The following is a 17757-nucleotide window of genomic DNA, read 5'->3' as shown; positions in this document are numbered from 1 at the left end:
TGAACGTCCGCGCGGCGGGAGGGCCTTGCCATTCTTGCACCACCTGACAAGGGAGTCCCATTGAATAACCTGCTACGCCTTCTTGGCAGACGACTGATCGCCTTGCCGTTCATGGCATTCGGAGTGACCTTGCTGGTCTACTTCCTGATGTCTTTCTCTCAGTACGACCCCGCCGTCGCGGCCCTCGGTGAAAACGCCACCCCGCAGGCGCTCGCCCAGTACCGCCATGAGATGGGCTACGATCGCCCCTGGTGGGAACAGTTCTTCTCCTACCTCGGCGGCCTGCTGCGCGGCGACCTTGGCGTCTACGGCGTCAACAAGGATCCGGTGAGCGGCCGTATCGCCACCGCATTCCCCATCACTCTCCAGCTGACCTTCATCGGCTTGCTTATCGCCATCGTTTTCGCTGTTATCTTCGGCGTGCTGGCAGCCCTTTACCGTGACACTTGGGTTGACCAAGCCATTCGCGTTGTTTCCATCATCGCCATTGCCACCCCGTCCTTCTGGCTCGGCGTATTGCTTATCTACGTACTGCAGATCAAGATGGCTTGGCTGCCTGGCGCTGGCGATTTGCCCGCCTTCACCCAGGATCCGGCCGGGTATATGGCCCGTATGGCTATGCCTAGCTTCGCGCTCGGCCTGCCGGTGGCCGGCTCCCTCACCCGTATTATCCGTACCTCCATGGTTGAGGAGCTGGATAAGGACTATGTGCGCACCGCCATTGGTGCCGGTGTGCCCAAGGGTGTGGTCGTGGCCCGTAACGTCTTCCGCAACGCTCTTATCACCCCGGTCACCATGCTCGGTATGAAGATCGGTTACCTCATGGGTGGCGCTATCGTCATCGAGGTCATCTTCGCGCTGCCCGGCATGGGTACCGCAATGTTCGACGGTATTAACAACAACCAGCCGACCCTCGTGCAAGGTGTGGCATTGGTCGTGGCACTGGCCTTCATGGTGGTCAATGTGATCGTCGATCTGCTCTATGTCCTCATCAATCCTCGAATCAGGACGGTGTGACGATGTTCGGAAGCAACAACGCAACCCGCGAATTCAGCAAACCCAATACCAAAGTCAAAGTCAAGCGTTGGTCGAGCATGAGCATCGGCACACGCATCTCCGTTATCGTTATCGCGCTGCTCGCGTTGGCCGCCATCTTCGCGTCCGTCGTAACCCCGCATAACCCGACTGAGATCACCATGAGCTATCAGGCCCCAACCGGCGACCACTGGTTCGGCACTGATAACCTGGGCCGTGATGTGTTCTCCCGCGTTATTTATGGTGCACGGTACTCGCTGGTTATCGGCCTGAGCTCCATCGCATTCGCTTTGGTGGTCGGTTCCATCATCGGTGCCATTGCAGCAGTGTCGCGCACTTGGGTATCCGAAATCATCATGCGACTGATTGATGTCGTGATGTCTGTGCCGACCATTGCACTCGCTGCAGTGTTCGTCTCCATCCTCGGCCAGTCGATGATCGGCATCATCATCTCCATCGGTGTGCTGTACGTGCCTCAGGTGGCTCGTATTGTGCGAGCGAACATCATCAGCGAATATGGCAAGGACTATGTGCGTGCGGTCATCGTTTCCGGTGCTCGAGCTCCATGGATTCTCTTCAAGCACGTCACGCGCAATATCGCCGCCCCGGTGATGGTGTTCACCACGCTGTCCGTGGCTGACGCCATCGTCTTCGAGGCCTCCCTGTCGTTCATCAACGCAGGCATTCCGGAGCCGACTCCGACCTGGGGTAACATTCTGTCTTCCGCAAAGGCAGGCGTGCTCTACGGCTACTGGTGGCAGGCCATGTTCCCCGGCTTGGCAATCATGATTACCGTGCTGTGCCTGAACATCCTGTCCGAAGGCATCACCGACGCCATGGTGGCCGCTCCTACCGCCCCAATCAAGCAGACTGAGGAAGGCAAGGAACTGAGCCGCAAGGAGGATCGCCTGCTGGTGGATCCGGTGGCAGCATATGCTGCTCAGAAGGAAAGCCTCGACAAGCGTCTGGAACAGCTGCGTGAAGCAGAGCTCAAGCGCAAGGATCGCTTCATTCCGCTGTCCACCGCCAAGCCGGTTATCGAAGTGCGCGATCTGTGCATCAAGTTCCCGCGCCACGGCGACGTGAACGTGGTCGATCACCTGTCCTTCGCGGTGCGCGCTGGCCAGACCATGGGCCTGGTGGGCGAGTCCGGCTGCGGCAAGTCCATCACCTCGCTCGCCATCATGGGCTTGCTCGACCCGAGGGCAGAAATCAGCGGTGAAATCCTGTTTGACGGCAAGAACCTTGTTGGTATGAGCCCCAAGGAGCACAATGCTCTGCGTGGCCACGAAATCGCCATGGTGTACCAGGACGCACTCTCCAGCCTCAACCCATCTATGCTCATCAAGGCACAGATGAAGCAGCTGACCAAGCGCGGCGGCACTCGCACTGCCGAGGAACTGCTCGAACTGGTGGGTCTCGACCCGAAGCGCACGCTGGAATCCTATCCGCACGAGCTTTCCGGTGGCCAGCGCCAGCGCGTGCTCATCGCTATGGCCCTGACCCGCGACCCGAAGCTCATCATCGCCGACGAGCCAACCACCGCACTTGACGTGACCGTGCAGAAGCAGGTTATCGATCTGCTCAACGAGCTGCGTGAGAAGCTCGGCTTCGCGATGATCTTCGTCAGCCACGATCTGGCACTGGTGGCCAAGGTCGCCCACTCGGTGACCGTTATGTACGCCGGCCAGGTTGTTGAGCAGGCCTCCACCAAGGAGATCCTTACCGATCCTCGCCACGAGTACACTCGCGGCCTGCTCGGTTCCGTCACCTCCATCGAGGCCGGACAGGGTCGCCTCCACCAGGTTCCCGGCACCGTGCCTTCGCCGGCCGACTTCCCGAAGGGCGATCGCTTCGCACCGCGCTCCTCGCACCCGGACCGCGGACTCGACATCCACCCGGTGATGAAGCGCGTGCCTGGCACTCAGCACATGGTGGCCTGCCTACCTGATGATCCGGATCCAGCACCGGCACCAGCCTTCACCTATGACTGGTTCGCGCCCACGCCAGAAGTGGCCGCTCAGGAGGCTGCGGAAGCCCTGAAGGGAGCACAGCGATGAACAACACAACCAACAACAACGAAACCCCAATCATCGAATTGCGGGACGCCGAAGTTGTGTTCACCACACGCGCCGGAACACTCTTCCACCCGAAGAAAGTGACGGCGGTTAACAAGGTGAACCTGAAGCTCATGCCCGGGCGCACGATCGGCATTGTGGGCGAGTCCGGCTGCGGCAAGTCCACCACGGCCAACGTGATGTGCGGCTTGCAAACCGTTACCGGTGGTCACGTGTTCTTCAAGGGGCAGGATGTGACCAAGCGCACTGCCAAGGAACGCATGGATATCGGCCGCGTGGTCTCCGTGGTGTTCCAGGATCCGGCCACTGCATTGAACGCTCGCATGAGCGTGCAGGACCAGCTCATGGATCCGCTCGTCGTGCATAAGCTCGGCAATGCGGCAGAGCGTCGCAAGCGCGCATATGAGCTCATCGACATGGTCGGTCTGCCGAAGTCTGCGCTGAACGCGTTGCCTGGTCAGCTGTCCGGCGGCCAGCGTCAGCGTGTGGCTATCGCCCGTGCACTATCGCTCAATCCTGATGCGATTATTGCTGACGAGCCGACTTCCGCACTGGATGTGTCTGTGCGTGCACAGATTCTCAACCTGCTGTCTGATCTGAAGAAGTCACTTGGCTTGTCGATGGTGTTCATCAGCCACGACATCCAAACGGTCCGCTATGTTTCCGACGAAATTGTCGTAATGAATCACGGCACCATCGTCGAGCATGGCGAAGCCAAGGATGTGCTGAATAATCCGCAGGATGATTACACGAAACTGTTGCTGGGCGCAGCGCCGTCGCTGTTGCATCCAACGCCAGAAGAGTGCATCTGATCGATAGTCCACTACCAGAACTTTCAACAATAAGGAAACATCACTATGAACACCACTTTCCGCGGCGTGATTCCACCGGTCGTGACCCCATTGACCGCAGACCGCCAGCTCGACCGCGTCAGCTTCAAACGCTCCATTGATAGGCTTGTTGACGCTGGTGTGAACGGCCTGTTCTTCCTCGGTTCTTCCGGCGAAGTGGCCTTCAGCACCGACGCTCGCCGTCGTGAGATCATCGAAGCTGCCATCGAATTCACCGCCGGCCGTGTGCCAGTACTGATTGGCTGCATCGATACGGAAACCGAGCGCGTTATTGAGCATGCCAAGGTAGCTGCCGAACTCGGCGCCGATGCCATTGTTGCTACCGCACCGTTCTATGCGCTTGGTGGTCTACCGGAAATCGAGAACCATTTCCGACTGATTCACGAAGCTGTGGATCTGCCACTGTTCGCCTACGATATTCCGGTCTGCGTGCACGTGAAGCTGCCCGGCGATCTGCTGATTCGTCTCGGCCTTGACGGTGTGCTCACCGGTGTGAAGGATTCCTCCAACGACGACGTGTCCTTCCGCTTCCTGTGCGACGCCAATCGCAAGGCCGGCCATCCGCTGGTGCTGCTCACCGGCCAAGAAGTCGTGGTGGACGGCGCTTACATGGCCGGTGCAGACGGCAGCGTGCCTGGCCTGGGCAACGTGGAATGCACGGGCTATGTGCGCATGTGGCAGGCCTACGAATCCGGCGATTGGGCCACCGTGCGCACCGAGCAAGACAAGCTCGCCGCTCTGATGAACATTGTGAACGTGACCTCCGGCGTCTCCGGATTCGGAGCCGGCGTGGGTGCGTTCAAGACCGCTATGGCACTGCTTGGCGTGTTTGAAACCAATCAGATGCCCAACCCGGTACGCGCGCTGACCGGCGCGAACGTGGAGGCTGTGGCCTCGGTGCTGCGCGAATGCGGTCTGGAACCGGTGCGCACTGCCGAGGAAGTCAGCGCTTCCACTGCGGTCTGATTTGGTCTGATGTGATTTGGGTCTGATGTAATCGGACCCAAATCACAACCTCTCGCGAATCTATTTCTAACTTCATCTCGTCTCTTCTTTTTCCTCCTCCTTAACGAATGCGGGGCGAATCACTCGGAAAAAATTCCGGTGATTCGCCCCGCATTCGTTGTATTGAAGTGAGGATTGGCGAAGAGCCGATTACTCGTTGCCGTCGAGGATTCGCTGCTTCAGAATGGATTCGATTGGCTCGTAATGATCGATGACAGCGCGGCGGTATGCCTCAACATCGCCGGCCAGCGCTGCGTCGAGCATGCGACGGTGGGCTGATGCGGTGCGGTCAAGTTCGCTGGATACTGGCAGTCCGAGCTGGGGGAGTACCGCCATATGAACCAGCCACAATGAACGGACCATCTGCTTGACAATGGTGTTGTCCAATGAGTCGAGAATGCCCATATGGAAGTCAATGTCGAGCGCTAGGAACGTTTTGCCACCTTTGGCCGTTGCGGTCATGGAGTCGGCGAGTTCCATAAGATGCGGTTGTTCGGTGTTCGCCAGCGACGCCACCACTTCGTCGGCGCAGCCAAGGTCGAGGAATCGCCTCAATTGCACCACATCCTGCAGATCAGCGAAATTCTTGCCTACGGACACCATGGAACGGAAGGCCAGTGTTTCCACCATCGGGTCCAAAGACAGTGACCCGACAAAGGTACCTTTGCCGTGTTCCACTTTGACGATGTTCAGAGCTTCAAGCTTGCGTACGGCCTCGCGCACTGAAGAGCGAGAAGCGCCAATGGTATCGCACAGTTGCGCTTCGGTGGGAAGCACGTCACCAGGCTGCAGGTGCTCGTGCAGAATATAGGATTTGATGGCGTCCATCGTCTCATCGCAACGGCTGCGCTGAGAGATAGCGGATGTGCCGCCCTGTAGTGATAGTCGAGCCAACAACGCCAGCTCTTGCTGGGTATAGGTATATTCCTCCGGGGCCTCGCCATTCTGCGGCTGGGCCGACTCCCCGGTCTGGTTCGGCGTCTCAAGTGCGGCCGGACCGGATGGGTTGCTCATGATACGCTCCTTGTCGTGTTCGTCCTTGCGGGGCCGTGACGTTGTTGTCGCGGTTGAGAAAAGCAGTTTCCCCGGTGGTATTGCCCACCACAATAGTGCGAAACGCAAAGGGAAACTAGGTTTTGCGCCTATTGCGATACGGGTTGGCCCGATAGAGGGTGCAACTTGTATTTCGGGGGTGTCTGTCGCTGGTTTACGGTTTGCCGACTACTTGCATGCAATGGTTGGTGTGCTGGGGTGCTCTGCATACTCGTCGTTGAGATGGCAAACATTAAGTTATCAGACATCAGACAACTCTATGGTATCATGAATGAAATATAGCCGCGCGGCCAATCTGTAATCCCGCATATTTCCGGAAGCAAAACGTGCTGTGCCGGTCCTGTGAATAGCGGGGCGTTCAACTGCACTCGCCCCTACACTGAAGAACCATGACAAGCTTGCGATTCCGCGAAGACGGCAGCTTCCGCGTGCTGCAAATGGCCGACGTACAAGACGGCCCTGATGTGCAAAAAGACACCATCCGCCTCATCCGTGAGGCCATCCGCAAAGCCGACCCTGACCTTGTGGTATTCACTGGCGACCAAATCCGCGGTTATGATCCCGCTTATATCGACACATTCCTGCGCCGCCGCGGCGAAGAACCTGGCGCTCGCGTGCGCGTAGTCACCGAAGTTGAAGCCAAGTTGCGTGGAATCAAGCGCCATGCCGAGTCGCAGTCCGCTGCGCAATCTGCTGCACAGCCTGCTGAGCCTACGATGGACGAGCTCATGGATCAAACTCGCGATAAAGTCCGCCGCACATTCGCCGGATTCCTCGGCCCGGTCATCGAGGCAAACGTACCGTTTGCTGCCACCTACGGTAATCATGATTTCCAGTGCGGCATCCTCGCGGATGAACAGGATGATATCTACCGCGAATTCCCCGGCTGCCTTAATCCAGAAGACAGCCTTGAACCTGGCACTTTTGCGCTACCGATTGAGTCATCCGATGGGTCCGGGCGCGTGGCCATGTCCGTCATGATGGTGAACTCGGGCGATTACGCCGCCGACACCGATGCGGCCAGTGAGCGCGAAAATGATGCACAATACCCCGCGTACGTAGTCAACTCACGCGGCCTTGATCTGGCTGATTCCGATGGCTACGGCACTCCTACGCCAGAAGCCTTGGAATGGTTGGGTGCAGTGCAAGATGAGCTTGGCGCTCGCAACGGCGACGGCAAACCGGTGCCGGCCATCGCCTTCCAGCACATTCCGCCGCAGGAGTTCTACGACTGCCTCAAAGAGGTGCCCGCGTGGACTCCGAACGCCGTGGAAGGCGCACGCTCGCACGCCGGCCACTGCTATGTGCTCAATCACGAAGTGTGCCGCCCGGGCTCTCGTCTTGGCGAAGCCATCGGCTGTGCGGACGAAAACGTGGGGGAAGTGGCTGCACTTACCGCAGCTGGCGGATACTTCGCGCTGTTCTGCGGCCACGACCATAAAAACGCGTTTGTGGGCCATGTGCACGGCATCGATTTAGGCTACGCGCCCACCTGCGGATTTGAATGCTATGGCCCGAAGTCCCGTTACCGCGGCATTCGCCTGTTCGAATTCCATGAAAGCAATCCGGCCGGCTACGTGACCCGCATGCTCACTTGGGGTGAACTCGTCGGCCGCTACTCCAGCAACGAGGTACGCGTCTGGTTCGAGGATCATTGCATCACCGGTGCCATCAGCGCTCGCAATGAACTGCGCCGCCCGCAGGTATTCGCTGTGCTCGCCGGAGCAGTCAGCCTGGGCTTTGTGGCGATTATCAAATCATTGATGAAAAGCGCTCGATAACCCAGCTCAAACCGCCGCAATGTGCCGAATCCGCCACAATACGGCGGTTTTCGCGGGTGTTGCCCTCGCTGGCTTGTAGTATGTTTCGTGCACATTAACAAAGCCGCGAAGCTCTTGACAAACCATAGGAAACGAACTTCGCGTACATCAATAGAAAAGGAGGAACGATGGGTCAGGATCAATCATCCGTTTTTGATCTCGCAGCGGTTGCCGCAGCGTCCAATGGGGGTAATAATGACCCGCTGCTGCCTCCGGCACGATTCATCGGTGATCCGCAGAAGCCGAGCCGCATGCCGTACAACAAGTACGTGGCATACGACAAGCAGGTCCCGTTTGATTACCCGGAGCGTACGTGGCCGGGTAAGCGACTGCAGCGCGCACCGCGCTGGTGCTCTGTGGATTTGCGCGACGGCAACCAGGCACTCGTCAACCCGATGGATTCCGAGCGTAAGCTGCGCTTCTGGAATCTCCTGGTCTCCATGGGATTCAAGGAGATCGAGGTAGGCTTCCCGTCCGCTTCTGAGACTGATTTTGACTTTATTCGCATGCTCATCGAGCGTGAGCTGATTCCGGACGATGTGACCATCGTGGTGCTCACCCAGTGCCGCGAGCACTTGATTCGCCGTACGTACGAGGCACTGAAGGGTGCCAAGCGTGCCATCGTGCACTTCTACAACTCCGTGTCTGTGCTGCAGCGCGAAGTCGTGTTCCGCAAGAACAAGGAAGAAATCAAGAAGCTCGCCACGGACGCCGCCGAACTGTGCAAGGACCTCGAATCCGAAGCCAAGGGCATCGACCTGTACTACGAGTACTCGCCGGAATCCTTCACCGGTACCGAGCCGGAGTACGCAGTCGAGGTGTGCAACGCTGTGATCGGCGTGATTAAGCCCACCCCTGAACATCCGATGATCATCAACCTGCCGGCCACCGTGGAAATGACCACGCCGAACGTGTTCGCCGACGAAGTGGAGTACGTGTCCACTCACTTGGACGATCGCGATGCTGTGGTGCTGTCCCTGCATCCGCACAACGATGAGGGCATGGGCGTTGCCGCCACCGAGCTGGCTGTGCTCGCTGGCGCTGATCGTGTGGAAGGCTGCTTGCTGGGCAACGGCGAGCGTACCGGCAACGTGGACCTCGTCACGCTGGGTCTCAACATGCTGACCCAGGGTCTTGACCCGCAGCTGGACCTCTCCAACGTGCCGGAAATCCGCAAGACCGTTGAGTACTGCAACCAGATCAAGATTTCCGAACGTCACCCGTACGCCGGCAACTTCGTGTTCACCGCCTTCTCCGGCTCCCATCAGGACGCCATCAAGAAGGGTCTCGAGGCTCGTCAGGTGGCCGCCGAGCGCGCTGGTGCCGATTTGGACAACTTCATTTGGCTCGTGCCGTACCTGCCGATCGATCCGAAGGATATCGGCCGCACCTACGAGGCCATCATCCGCGTCAACTCCCAGTCCGGCAAGGGCGGCATGGCCTACCTGCTCAAGACCAACCACAACCTTGACCTGCCGAAGCGCCTGCAGGTGGAATTCGACAAGATCGTGCAGAAGTACGCGGACGACACCAAGAAGGAAGTCAAGGACGAGGATATCTGGCGTCTGTTCAAGGACGAGTACCTGCCGGTCGAGCAGTCTGGTATGACTGCCGCTGGCGTGGTCGTGGGCGATACTCACGACGCTTCGCTCGCTCCGTGGGGCCGCTTGAAGCTGCTCAAGGTGGCTATCAGCTCCGGCGAAGACGGTTCCGATACTGTGCTCAAGGCTCGCCTGCTCGATCGCGGTGTGAACGTGGGCGTGGATGAGCCGGTGGAGCGCGAGGTTTCCGGTATGGGCAACGGTCCGATTGCCGCCTTCCTCAACGCCATCTCCAACTTCGGCGTGGATGCCTCCGTTATGGACTACGTGGAGCACACGATGTCCGTGGGCACCAACGCTATGGCAGCCTCCTACGTGGAATGCCAGGTTGGCGAGGCCGATGATGCACAGATCGTTTGGGGTGTGGGTATCGATTCCTCCATCACCACCAGCGCACTGAAGGCCATCATCTCCGCCATCAACCGCTCCCGCCGCGCACGCTGACCCTCCTTCTGGCTCCCCTTGTCAGGGGAGCTGGCGGCGAAGCCGACTGAGGGGTAGTCATCAGCGGTAAGGTCAATACGGCTATAGCCGCATAAAACCCAATGTGGGCTCCTTGCAAAATCTGCAAGGAGCCCACAGTCATATATGCAGCAAAATCGGTTTAAGAATTACCTCCGGTCGAGCTGCCATCCCCTGTTCCGGTGTCGCCACCGGAATCGGAGCCGCTGCTGTTGCCGCCTCCGGATTCGTCGCTTCCACTCGAGCCGCCCGACGAATCCGTACTCTCGTTGCCATTACTGCTATTGGAACTATTGGAGCTGTTCTGGCATGCAGCTGAGCTTGGATTCGTGGAACAATCCGGAGTAGAAGACTGGCTGTTCGATCCAGTGCCGGAAGACGACGAGGAATTGCCCTCGGTAGTGGACTGCTGGCTATTGCTGGACGAGTCAGAGGACGATGAAGAACCGCTGCCCAAGCCCCACGTGCCATCAGGTCCGCCGATTTTACCGGTGTCCTTAGGCGTGGTGAACTGCTCAACTGCAGTGCCCTTCAACGCCTGAGACATATATTCAGTGAACAAATGTGCCGGATATCCGGTAGACGTCACGCCATAGCCGCCGAAAGCGGGCACAACCTGCGGATTACCGTCAGCATCCGGGTTCCAAATAGCCCACACATTCATCAAACTTGGCGTATACCCCACGAATGAAGCGGCAAGCTCATCATTCGCAGTGCCGGACTTACCGGCCACCTGGCGGCCGCCGAGCGCGCGAGACACACTAGATGCAGTACCGGTGGTTGTAGTGCCGAGCATAGCCTTCTGCACAAGCTCGCAATCGTTGGCATCGAACACTTTCTTATTCTCACTAGGCGCTTTGTACAGGTTTTTGCCATTGGAATCAAGAACCTGAGACACCATGTGCAGCGTGTTCTTCACACCATTGTTGGCAATGGTCGAATGGCCTTGCGCCAAATCCCATACGGTCAGCGCGTTGATGCCCAGCACGTTGTACGGCGAGGTTTCATCAATGTCGCCGGTGATGCCCGCTTCATGCGCAATCTTTGCCGTGCGCTGCGGTGTCAGATGCTCATTGACATCCATGAACACCGTGTTCACTGAGTTTGCTGTGGCCTGATACAGGTTGATAGTGCCCCAGTTGATGTTTAGTGCGTTGTTCACTTCGGCGCTAATGCCGGAGAAATGCTGATGGGAATTGCCGTTGAACTTCGTGTCGAAGCTCACGCCCTCCTGCGCGGCACCGAGCAAGGCGAACGGTTTCATAGTGGAACCGGGCTCGAACACGGCCTGATTCGCGTTATTCAGCGGCTTGGTGAGGTAATCGGATCCTGCGTAGATTGAAACCACGGCACCGGTTTTCTGCTCTACTGCGATGCCGCCCACCTGAATGCTTTCCGGCATGCCGTCAACGCGCGTATCGCCCACGGTCTGCATCGCATCCTGCTTGGCTTTGTCAATGGTGGTGACGATCTTGTAGCCGCCTGTATCCAAGTCTTCCTTGGTGAAAGCCTTGGAATCCACCAGTTCCTGCCGCACCATCGTGAGCAGGTAGCCATTCGGCCCCTGATATTCGTTCTGTTGAGCCACATCGGCGGTTTGCGGGAAGGCCGCAGCTTTGTGCTCCTTGGCAGTGATATAGCCGTCTTCCTGCATGATATTCAGCACGCGCTTGAAACGCTGCTGTGCAATCTTCGGATTGTCGGCCGGATCCCATGTAGAAGGTGCGGGAATAATGCCGGCAATCATCGCGGCTTCGGAAAGCGTCAAATCCTTGGCATCCTTATTAAAGTACGCTTTGGCGGCCGCCTGAATGCCGTAGGAATTGCGACCCAAATAAATCGTGTTCATGTAATTGCACAGCACTTCTTCCTTGGATTCAGTCTGTGCAATCTTGATGGCCAAGATCGCTTCGCGCGCCTTGCCTGCATACGTGGTGGTCTCGCCCAAGTAATACCGCTCGGCATACTGCTGGGTGATGGTGGAACCGCCCTGGCGGGTGCCGGTGGTCACATTGTTTAGGAATGCGCGGGCAATGCCCTTCAAGTCAATGCCCTTATCCGTATAGAACGTGCGGTTTTCTGAAGCGACGATGGCATTGCCAATGTAATCTGGCAAGTCGGTGCAGGAGATGATCTCACGGTTCTGCTCAGCGTATGAGCCGATGGCAGTGGTGCCGTCCGAATAGTAGACCGTTGTTTTTTCCGCCAGCGCGAACTTTTCTGGCTGTGGTACCTCCGTGGTGGCATAGAGGTATGCGAACAGGGCAACGCCAGCCAGAAGTCCTATGCCAAATAGACCCAAGAAAATGCGTAGAATCCACTTCAGTACGCGATGCTTGCCGTTGCCGCCGTTTTTCTTATGATTGCGGCGATGACTGGTGCTGTGGGTGCCGTGTGCGTTACGGCTGGCGCTGCGGCGAGTGCCAGTGCCTGCGCTGGTGCGACCGCCACTGCGGCGGCCGGAAGCTGATGAATATGCGCTTTCCTGAGCGGCTCGTCCGGTCTTACTTTGTGTGGTGCGCGGCTTGCGAATGGCAGGGCCATTGCTGCCGGCACGCGCGCGACGTTGATAAGAAGCCATGCATGACACCGTAACCGTGGGGGTTGAAAATCAGGCTAAGTTTGGCCTATTTCCGGCCCTGAGCGCAGGGTATTTGCGCTGAATCCTTACAAATTTGACGTGCTGTGAACAGACTCTGGATGGCTGCTGGATGCTTGCTGGAGGCAGTGTCAGGGCAGTAAAACTTGCGCTGGTCCACCTGTGTGCATACACTGTACAAAGCCTCCACGCGGCGCTATGTCACCCAACTCCCCCAGGGCAGGAATGCAGCAAGGGTAAGTGGCCTCTTGCGGGTGCGTGGGGGTTTTCTATTTTTCTTTTATTTCTTCTATGTATTGTGCGGATTTAGTCCTGAGCCGGCATTGCTGCGGCTTACTGTCCGGGGCGCGGCCGTACAGTCATGGGTATGAGTGACGCACAGCATCCTGTAATTCGCGATCCGCACGCGCCCGCAAACATGGTCGGTTCCATTGGCTCCATCGACTCTGCGGTCCACGATCCATTAGCGGCATTGGGGCCAGCGCCTGGTTCAACCTCGACCCGTGCTACCAGTGCCGCGGATGATTCTGGCCGCAAGTTCAGCGCCGATTTGGACCGCGGACTTGCCCGGCTTGACCCGCTGACCGTACGCCCGCGCATTTCCAGCCGCGTGCTGTGCGCAGTGTTCGGCGTACTGATGATTATCGCTGCATTCGGTATCTGGTGGCTGTGCGTATACACCGAAAACGGACAGTCGTATGACGAAATCGTCTGGAAGCAGTTGCCAAGCAATCTGCCCGTGTGGGCTGCCGGCGTAATGAACGCGGTGGCGCAATCATGGTTGGTGATTGCGGTGAGCTGTGTGCTCGGCGGCGTCGGTGTGGTCGTTGCGCTGATTCGCCGCCGTTGGTGGCTGGTGGGGCAGATGGCAGTGTTTGCTGTTGTGTGCTTGGCTGTCACTCAAATCAAGCGACTGCTGCCGCGCCCGTTCATTATTCAAACCGATTCTCCCGTGGCTAATTCCGCGCCATCAGGTCATACGATGCTGGCCGTGGCCAGTGCGGTTCTACTGCTGATTGCTGTGCCGCGAGTGGCGCGTGCGCTTGCTGCAGTGGTTGGCGGCGCATGGTCGGTGCTGGTTGGCGTGTCTGTAATGGTGGGGCAGTGGCATCGCACGTCGGATGTGCTGATGTCGATTCTGCTGGTCGTTGGCCTGGCGCTGATCACGCTGGTATTCACCCGCACTTCCGGCATGGATGATCCTGGCCGCCGCGTTTCTTCGGTGAGTGTGCAGATTGTGGGCAGTGTACTGATCACCGGCGGCGTGCTGCTGATGCTGTACAGCGCTTACGTGATTTGGCAGGTGCTGCCCGGATTGAATATCGCAGCATCATGGTCGGTGCATGGCGCGATGGTAAGTTCTGTAGTCGGTATTGTGGGTGTGGCTGCGCTCGCATTCGGTACGCTGCTGGCTTTGCGCCACATTACGGCAGCGCCATTGAGCCGTTTGGGCTTGATTGGAGCGCCTCCTGCGCCGCCTGCACAAACGAGGTAACAGGCCTGTGCAACCGCCAACCGGCCGCAAATTTGGCAGTTGAGCATGATTCATGAGTATTATGACGCCAGAAACACCGTGCGTTTCAAGGAGATATAAGGAGAGGGCATGGCTACCAAGCTCGTGATCGTGGAGTCTCCAACTAAGGCTCACAAGATCGGTGACTACCTGGGCAAGGGATACACCGTCATGGCATCGGTTGGCCATATTCGTGACCTCGCACAGCCCAGTCAGGTTCCCGCGGCAGACAAGGCCAAGTTTGGCAAGTTCGGCGTGGATGTGAACGACGGCTTCAAGCCTTACTACATTGTGGATGGCGATAAGAAGCGCACGGTCAGCGAGCTGAAGTCTGCGCTGAAAAATGCTGACGAACTCTACCTCGCAACTGATGAGGATCGCGAGGGTGAGGCTATCGCATGGCACTTGGTGCAGACGCTCAAGCCTAAGGTGCCGGTTAAGCGCATGGTGTTCCACGAGATCACCAAGAACGCCATCAATGATTCGCTGACCAAAACCCGTGATGTGGACGGGCATATGGTGGATGCGCAGGAGACGCGACGCATTCTCGACCGCCTGTATGGTTACGAACTTTCTCCGGTGCTGTGGCGCAAGGTGGGGCCGGGTCTTTCCGCGGGTCGTGTGCAGTCGGTGGCTACACGACTGATTGTGGAGCGTGAACGTGAGCGTATGGCCTTCAAGCGTGCGCCCTACTGGGATATTGTGGCCACGCTCGCCGCGCCTGATGCGCAGGGTGAGACTGCGGAATTCTGCGCTCGCATGATTTCCCTTGGTGGTAAGCGACTTGCTGGCTCCAAGGATTTCGGTGCTGACGGCCAGCTGACGCCGGATGGCTTCAAGGCCAATGTGCGCCAGCTTGATGAGGCATCGGCGGGCGCTGTAGCTGCCGCGTTGCGGACCGCTGATTTCACGGTGATGTCTATGGAGACCAAGCCGTATCGCCGCCGCCCTCAGCCGCCGTTCACCACTTCTACGTTGCAGCAGACCGCTGGCAATCGCCTCGGCATGGGTGCTCGTGCGGTGATGCGCGCAGCCCAAAGCCTGTATGAGAACGGTTACATTACCTATATGCGAACCGACTCGGTGACGCTCTCCCAGGAAGCTATTGCAGCTGCTCGCAATGCGGTGAGTTATCACTTTGGCGAGGCGTATTTGTCTTCCGAGCCTAAGCAGTATGCCACCAAGACCGCGGGCGCTCAGGAAGCTCACGAATGTATTCGCCCGGCTGGCTCCCGCTTCCATGACCCGGACGAGTTGGCATCCAAGCTGCCGATTGATCAGCTGCGACTCTACACGCTGATTTGGCAGCGCACGCTCGCCTGCCAGATGGCTGATGCTACCGGCTCGACGGCGACCGTGCGCCTGTCCGCTCCGGCTGGTGCGGAAGAAGGCGAAGCGGTATTCCAGGCGTCCGGCACAGTGATTGAGTTCCCCGGCTTTATGAAAGCGACCGGTGAGGGGCGTAAAGCCAAGGCTGCTGCTGGTGCTGAGGCTGCTCAGGCGGGTGCTGGTGCGTCGACCAAGGCCAAGGGTGATGCTTCCGAATCGAACACCTCGTTGCCGCCGATGACCGTGGGCCAGCAGGTTGACGCCACTAGCGTTGAGCCGGATGGTCACGAAACCCAGCCTCCGGCTCGATACACCGAAGCCACGCTGGTCAAGACGCTGGAAGCCAAGGAAATCGGCCGCCCGTCCACCTACGCCAGCATCATTTCCACGATTATGGATCGTGGCTATGTCTACGAGCGCGGCCGTGCGCTGATTCCAAGCTGGCTGGCGTTCTCTGTGGTGAAGCTCCTGGAACAGAACTTCCCGAAGCTGGTGGATTACCAGTTCACTGCCGAAATGGAGAATGGTCTCGATCGCATCGCCCACGGTGAGGAAACCGGGCGTGATTGGCTGACCCGTTTCTACTTCGGTTCCGGTGAAGGCGCTGCGCGTAATGCCGACGAAGCCCACGAAGGCTTGCAGCAGCAGGTGGCGCAGCTCGGCGAAATCGATGCGCGAGCCATCAACACCATTGATATTGGTGAGGGGCTGCATGTGCGCGTTGGACGTTATGGCCCGTACTTGGAAGACATGGAGCACATGGATGCTGAAGGCAATCCGAAGCGTGCTTCTCTGCCGGATACGATCGCGCCGGACGAGCTGACTGTGGCTGTGGCCCGCGACCTGATTGACAATCATTCCGGTGGGCCGCGCGAACTCGGCACCGACCCGGCTACCGGTGGCACTGTGGAAGTGCGCAATGGTCGATTCGGGCCATATGTGGCGCTGGTGTTGCCCACGCCTGAAGGAGTCAAGGAAGCGCCGCGCCCGAAGATGGCATCGCTGTTTAAGACGATGAGCCCGGAATCGCTGTCTTTGGAGGATGCGTTGCGTCTGCTGAGCTTGCCGCGTGAAGTGGGCAAGTATGAGGAGACCAACGCCGAAACCGGCGAAGTCTCCGAATACACGGTGGCCGCCAATAATGGCCGTTACGGTCCATATCTGACCAGAACCGGCGCGGACGGCAAGTCTGAGACGCGTTCTTTGGCTTCTGAAGATGAGATCTTCACCGTGGACCTGGCCAAGGCCAAGGAGCTGTTCTCTCAGCCGAAGTATGGCCGTGGCCGCGGTCGTGGTGCCGCTAAGCCGCCGTTGCGTGAGCTCGGCACTGACCCGGCAACCGGCAAGAACGTGACCATCAAGGATGGTCGTTTCGGCGCTTACATCACCGATGGTGAGACGAACCGTACGGTACCGCGTCAATACACGCCGGAGACTATCACTCCGGATGATGCGTTCCGTCTGCTGGCCGAGAAGCGTGCCGCTGGCCCGTCCACGCGTGGTCGTGGCCGCGGCGCTAAGGGCAAGAGCGCGGCGGCCAAGGCTGCACCCAAGGTAAGTGCGGTCGAGGCGAAACGTACCGAGCGCCGTGCTGAGGTGAAGAAGTTGGCCGCCAAAGGCTGGGCCAATACGCGTATCGCGGAGAAGCTCGGTTCCACCGCCGCCACCGTGAAGGCCGATATCGATTGGCTCACCGCCAACGAAGGCTTCACCCGCCCACCAGTCGTAGCCGCCAAGCCAAAGAAGAAGTAGGCACTTTCGCTGCCTCACGCTAAGGTCGGAGGCATGACCGGTCTGTTTATTTCGTTTGAAGGCGTTGACGGTGTGGGCAAAACCACGCAGGTTGAGCGACTACGCACATATTTGGAAGCACAGGGCCGCACGGTTGTGGTGACTCGCGAACCGGGCGGCACCGCGCTCGGCCAAGCGATTCGCCAGATGCTGCTGCACGGCGTTGATGGCGATTCGGCTGATATTGCTCCACGTACTGAAGCGTTGCTCTTCGCCGCCGACCGTGCACAGCACGTAGCCGAAACGATTGGCCCGGCATTGGAACGCGGCGAAGTGGTGATTACAGACCGTTACCTCGACTCTTCTCTGGCGTATCAGGCCGGTGGCCGCGAACTCACACCGCAGGAAATCAGGAACTTAAGCATGTGGGCCACGAACGATCTGTTGCCCGCCCGCACCTATTTGCTGGATATGGATCCGGCACTTTCTCACAGCCGACTTCAGCATGAGGAAGACCGTATGGAATCGGCTGGCGATGATTTCCAATCCCGTACACGCCAGGCTTTCCTCGACTTGGCGGCCGCAGAGCCGAACCGATTCCGCGTGATTGATGCCAGCCAATCCATCGAGCAGGTATGGCTCGCCATCGAAACGGATATTGCCGGATTGCTACAGTAATT

Annotated in this window: 11 protein-coding genes and 1 other RNA gene; 10 read left to right on the top strand and 2 right to left on the bottom strand. The window is 58.5% G+C overall.

Annotated elements, in window-relative coordinates:
• Window positions 1–60: 60 nt before the first annotated feature.
• From BISA_RS05855 to BISA_RS05840, 4 genes are read left to right on the top strand one after another with little or no spacing between them, the layout of a single operon-like run.
• On the top strand, window positions 61–1017 hold the full coding sequence (locus tag BISA_RS05855; RefSeq protein ID WP_101625418.1) for an ABC transporter permease: 957 nt from the start codon (window positions 61–63) through the stop codon (window positions 1015–1017).
• Window positions 1018–1019: 2 nt separating this feature from the next.
• Window positions 1020–3095, top strand: a complete 2076-nt coding sequence (locus tag BISA_RS05850) for a dipeptide/oligopeptide/nickel ABC transporter permease/ATP-binding protein (protein WP_081890033.1) — start codon at window positions 1020–1022, stop codon at window positions 3093–3095.
• Window positions 3092–3925 carry an ABC transporter ATP-binding protein gene (locus BISA_RS05845; RefSeq protein WP_033890733.1) on the top strand — a complete coding sequence of 278 codons (834 nt, stop codon included), beginning with the start codon at window positions 3092–3094 and terminating at the stop codon, window positions 3923–3925. The genes BISA_RS05850 and BISA_RS05845 overlap by 4 nt, the downstream gene beginning before the upstream one ends.
• Window positions 3926–3970: 45 nt before the next feature.
• Complete coding sequence (locus BISA_RS05840; RefSeq protein WP_033890732.1) at window positions 3971–4930, top strand: dihydrodipicolinate synthase family protein; 960 nt, start codon at window positions 3971–3973, stop codon at window positions 4928–4930.
• 189 nt (window positions 4931–5119) lie between these two features.
• On the opposite strand, the gene BISA_RS05835 is transcribed toward BISA_RS05840, so the two are convergent.
• On the bottom strand, window positions 5120–5983 hold the full coding sequence (locus tag BISA_RS05835; RefSeq protein ID WP_081890032.1) for a FadR/GntR family transcriptional regulator: 864 nt from the start codon (window positions 5981–5983) through the stop codon (window positions 5120–5122).
• A 428-nt stretch (window positions 5984–6411) separates the two neighbouring features.
• On the opposite strand from BISA_RS05835, the gene BISA_RS05830 reads away from it, so the two are divergent.
• Both BISA_RS05830 and leuA read left to right on the top strand, forming a co-directional pair.
• On the top strand, window positions 6412–7803 hold the full coding sequence (locus BISA_RS05830) for a metallophosphoesterase family protein (protein WP_033890731.1): 1392 nt from the start codon (window positions 6412–6414) through the stop codon (window positions 7801–7803).
• Between the two features lie 167 nt (window positions 7804–7970).
• Entirely contained in the window at window positions 7971–9887 is a 1917-nt protein-coding gene (gene leuA / locus BISA_RS05825; protein WP_033890730.1) for a 2-isopropylmalate synthase, read from the top strand.
• Between the two features lie 160 nt (window positions 9888–10047).
• Here the strand turns inward: leuA and BISA_RS05820 are convergent, their stop codons facing one another.
• Window positions 10048–12222, bottom strand: coding sequence for a transglycosylase domain-containing protein (locus BISA_RS05820; RefSeq protein ID WP_081890037.1), 2175 nt, complete (start codon window positions 12220–12222; stop codon window positions 10048–10050).
• A 459-nt stretch (window positions 12223–12681) separates the two neighbouring features.
• Here BISA_RS05820 and ffs point away from each other — a divergent pair.
• From ffs to tmk, 4 genes are all read left to right on the top strand, one after another.
• An RNA gene (gene ffs, locus BISA_RS12520) (signal recognition particle sRNA small type) lies at window positions 12682–12778 on the top strand.
• A 93-nt stretch (window positions 12779–12871) separates the two neighbouring features.
• Window positions 12872–13999 carry a phosphatase PAP2 family protein gene (locus BISA_RS05815; protein ID WP_033890816.1) on the top strand — a complete coding sequence of 376 codons (1128 nt, stop codon included), beginning with the start codon at window positions 12872–12874 and terminating at the stop codon, window positions 13997–13999.
• A gap of 108 nt (window positions 14000–14107) precedes the next feature.
• Window positions 14108–17098 (top strand): type I DNA topoisomerase, encoded by a 2991-nt coding sequence (gene topA, locus BISA_RS05810; protein ID WP_033890728.1) that lies wholly within the window; start codon window positions 14108–14110, stop codon window positions 17096–17098.
• Window positions 17099–17131: 33 nt separating this feature from the next.
• On the top strand, window positions 17132–17755 hold the full coding sequence (tmk, locus tag BISA_RS05805) for a dTMP kinase (RefSeq protein WP_033890727.1): 624 nt from the start codon (window positions 17132–17134) through the stop codon (window positions 17753–17755).
• The last annotated feature ends 2 nt before the right edge of the window (window positions 17756–17757 follow it).

This window comes from Bifidobacterium saguini DSM 23967, assembly GCF_000741715.1.
Classification (GTDB): Bacteria; Actinomycetota; Actinomycetes; order Actinomycetales; family Bifidobacteriaceae; genus Bifidobacterium; species Bifidobacterium saguini.
This window is presented reverse-complemented; position numbering and strand designations above follow the sequence as displayed.